The organism is Pseudanabaena biceps PCC 7429, assembly GCF_000332215.1.
Lineage (GTDB): Bacteria > Cyanobacteriota > Cyanobacteriia > Pseudanabaenales > Pseudanabaenaceae > Pseudanabaena > Pseudanabaena biceps.
Genome location: NZ_ALWB01000377.1, coordinates 1 through 2,794 on the forward strand (window position 1 = coordinate 1; position 2,794 = coordinate 2,794).

Below are 2,794 nucleotides of genomic sequence, written 5' to 3' on the forward strand. Positions count from 1 at the left end.
TGGCGGCGCGAAGCGCCGCCACTCTCTATTGGGTTTGATTTTAGTCCTAACATTACTGACTATAGCTATACTACATTTTGCTGAGGTGACAGACCAATAGTTTTTGATAAAAGTTGCATTTCATCGAACTTTCATGAAAATCTATCGGGTTGCTTGCAAAGCTTTGTACTGCCAAACATTATAATTGCTTAATAATTGCTTAAAAAGAATTCTTAGAACAGCACAAACATAAATATCTCTGCAAGCTTACAGCTTTTATCTCTATAAGTTAAGTAATTGGGCTTAATTAAGTATAAAACCCTAAAACCTGCGGCGCACGCGCAGCGTGCGCCGCAGGTTTTAAATCTGGACTTTAATTCCCAGCTACTTAACTAAATGCCAGACTAAGTAAATGCCAGACTAAGTAAATGCCAGACTAAGTAAATGCCAGACTAATAAACAGGAGTAATATCATGCCAGTTGTGGCAGTGATCGACTATGACATGGGTAATCTGCACTCAGCCTGCAAAGGTTTAGAGATGGCAGGCGCAACCCCAATTGTTACCAACGATCCCCAAAAGTTAGCCGCTGCCGATGGGATTGTTTTGCCAGGAGTAGGATCGTTCGATCCCGCGATGCAAAAATTGCGGGCAACCCGATTAGAGCAACCCATTCATGAGGCGATCGCTTCAGGGAAACCATTTTTAGGAATCTGCTTGGGAATGCAAATCCTATTTGAGAGTAGTGAAGAGGGGGAAGAAGCAGGCTTAGGAATTATCAAAGGTCAAGTCAAGCGATTTACCCATGAGCCTAGCCTGACGATCCCCCACATGGGTTGGAATCAGCTCGCGTTAACTCAATCCAATTGTCCGCTTTGGCAAAATCTAGGCGCTAACCCTTGGATGTATTTTGTCCATTCCTATTACACTGACCCCATTGACCGATCAGTTACGGCTGCAACAACTACCCACGGTAGCCAAACCGTAACCGTAGCGATCGCTAGAGAAAATGTCATGGCTGTGCAATTTCATCCAGAGAAATCATCCAATGACGGGATACATTTGCTGTCCAACTTCGTCAGAATGATCAGCGCGTAGCATAATAGTAGAGTCTTGTGAGATTTATGAAGATCCAAATGATCAAAAAACTGGGTATTGTTTCTTGTCTTGCTGTAGCTTGTGCAGTTGTTTCACCCTCTGTAGTTCGCGCCCAATCTAATGCAGGATTTATTCTATTTGGCGGAATCAAAGATAGTGCACTTGACTATTGTCTCGACAGTGGTACCAGTGGTCGAAGCGATCGCTACTACTTAGAAGTGAAACCACAAAAGTTTAAGGTCTCCGAAGTGATCGTTACCTACCCAGAGCATTTCACAGGTAGCTTTGATACTTCTGATATCAAGTTGCGGGTAACCGATCAATGTCGTGGCGGTAAAGATTTGGAGATCGAATCGGCAACTTGGGATAAAGAAACTCGTCGCATTACGATTATTCCCAAGGAAGCGATTCCTTCAAAAACAGCACTACGCGTCGTGATGTCTAACGTCAGAAATCCTGACTACGGCGGTTTTTATCAGTTTGATGGCAGAGTTATGCGTGCGGATGTTCCTGTGCCTGTTTACATTGGGTCTTGGGTCATTACGCTTGATTAAAAGTGATCGAAGTATCAAAAATAAAGGAGGGTGCTTTGCACCCTCCTTTATTTTTGATACTTTGATTTTTATTGTTAATTAACGTGAATTCGGACAAATTTTAAAAGCCTGTGCGGCTTGTCTTGCAGGCGACACAGGCTTTAGTTTTATTCTTTAGCTATACTGATGTACTTAGTTGCTCGGACATTTTGAAAATTTAAATATGCATATTTTGATTAGTAATGATGATGGTATTTACGCTCCGGGGGTAAGGGCGTTAGCAGATGCTCTCAGCAAAACTGAGCATCAAATTACCGTAGTATGTCCCGATCGCGAGCGATCGGCTACGGGGCATGCCCTGACCTTACAAGAACCCCTCAGGGTCGATCGCATTACTGACATTTACCCTCCGAGTATTGAGGCTTGGGCTTGTTCGGGTACGCCTTCGGACACCGTCAAGTTAGCTTTAGATGCCCTATTAGGCGATCGTCCCGATCTGGTGCTATCGGGCATTAATCGCGGCGCAAATCTGGGAACCGATGTTTTATACTCTGGTACTGTATCGGCGGCGATGGAGGGAGTACTTGAGGGAGTACCAAGCATTGCCTTTAGCCTCGCAGGTTTTACGCATTTAGATTTTAGTGCGGCTGCGAATTTTGCTAAAAAAATGGTGCAGGCGATCGCAGATTATGTCCTAGAGGAACCAATTTTATTGAATGTCAATATTCCTGCTATTGATGAGGAAGATATCTGCGGTGTTGTTGTTACGAGATTAGGAATTCGTCGCTATCGCGATCAATTTGAGAAACGTATTGATCCGCGTGGCAAAATTTATTATTGGCTATCGGGTGTGGTCATCGAAGAAGAAGCGGAAGCCGATACCGATATCCAAGCAATTAGGGATAACTACATTACGATTACGCCGCTCAAGTACGATCTCACCTTCGCGGCGGCGATCCCTTTTATAAAGACATGGACAGAAAAGTTAACTAATTTGCCAAGTGGATGAACTATAGCTATAGCCAGTTATATATACAGCAATTATCGATCAAACGAACCACAAGGAAACTTTTGAAAGCGTTGCTTTGCAACGCTTTCAAAAGTTTCCTTGGTCTGGGTTTGAGCGCGAAGCGCTGTAGGACAAACCCCAAAACCAAAATAGAGTTGCGGCGCGAAGCGCCGCAA

General features: G+C 43.9%; 3 protein-coding genes. All 3 read left to right on the forward strand.

Translation table 11 applies throughout. The features are described 5' to 3' along the window. Positions 1–452 precede the first annotated feature (452 nt). The 3 genes from hisH (at position 453) to surE (ending at position 2,618) form a co-directional block, all read left to right on the forward strand. Positions 453–1,076, forward strand: a complete 624-nt coding sequence (gene hisH, locus PSE7429_RS22475; RefSeq protein ID WP_009629693.1) for an imidazole glycerol phosphate synthase subunit HisH — start codon at positions 453–455, stop codon at positions 1,074–1,076. A gap of 38 nt (positions 1,077–1,114) precedes the next feature. Then, on the forward strand, positions 1,115–1,630 hold the full coding sequence (locus PSE7429_RS22480) for a DUF2808 domain-containing protein (RefSeq protein ID WP_040690362.1): 516 nt from the start codon (positions 1,115–1,117) through the stop codon (positions 1,628–1,630). A gap of 202 nt (positions 1,631–1,832) precedes the next feature. Next, complete coding sequence (gene surE / locus PSE7429_RS22485) at positions 1,833–2,618, forward strand: 5'/3'-nucleotidase SurE (RefSeq protein WP_009629695.1); 786 nt, start codon at positions 1,833–1,835, stop codon at positions 2,616–2,618. The last annotated feature ends 176 nt before the right edge of the window (positions 2,619–2,794 follow it).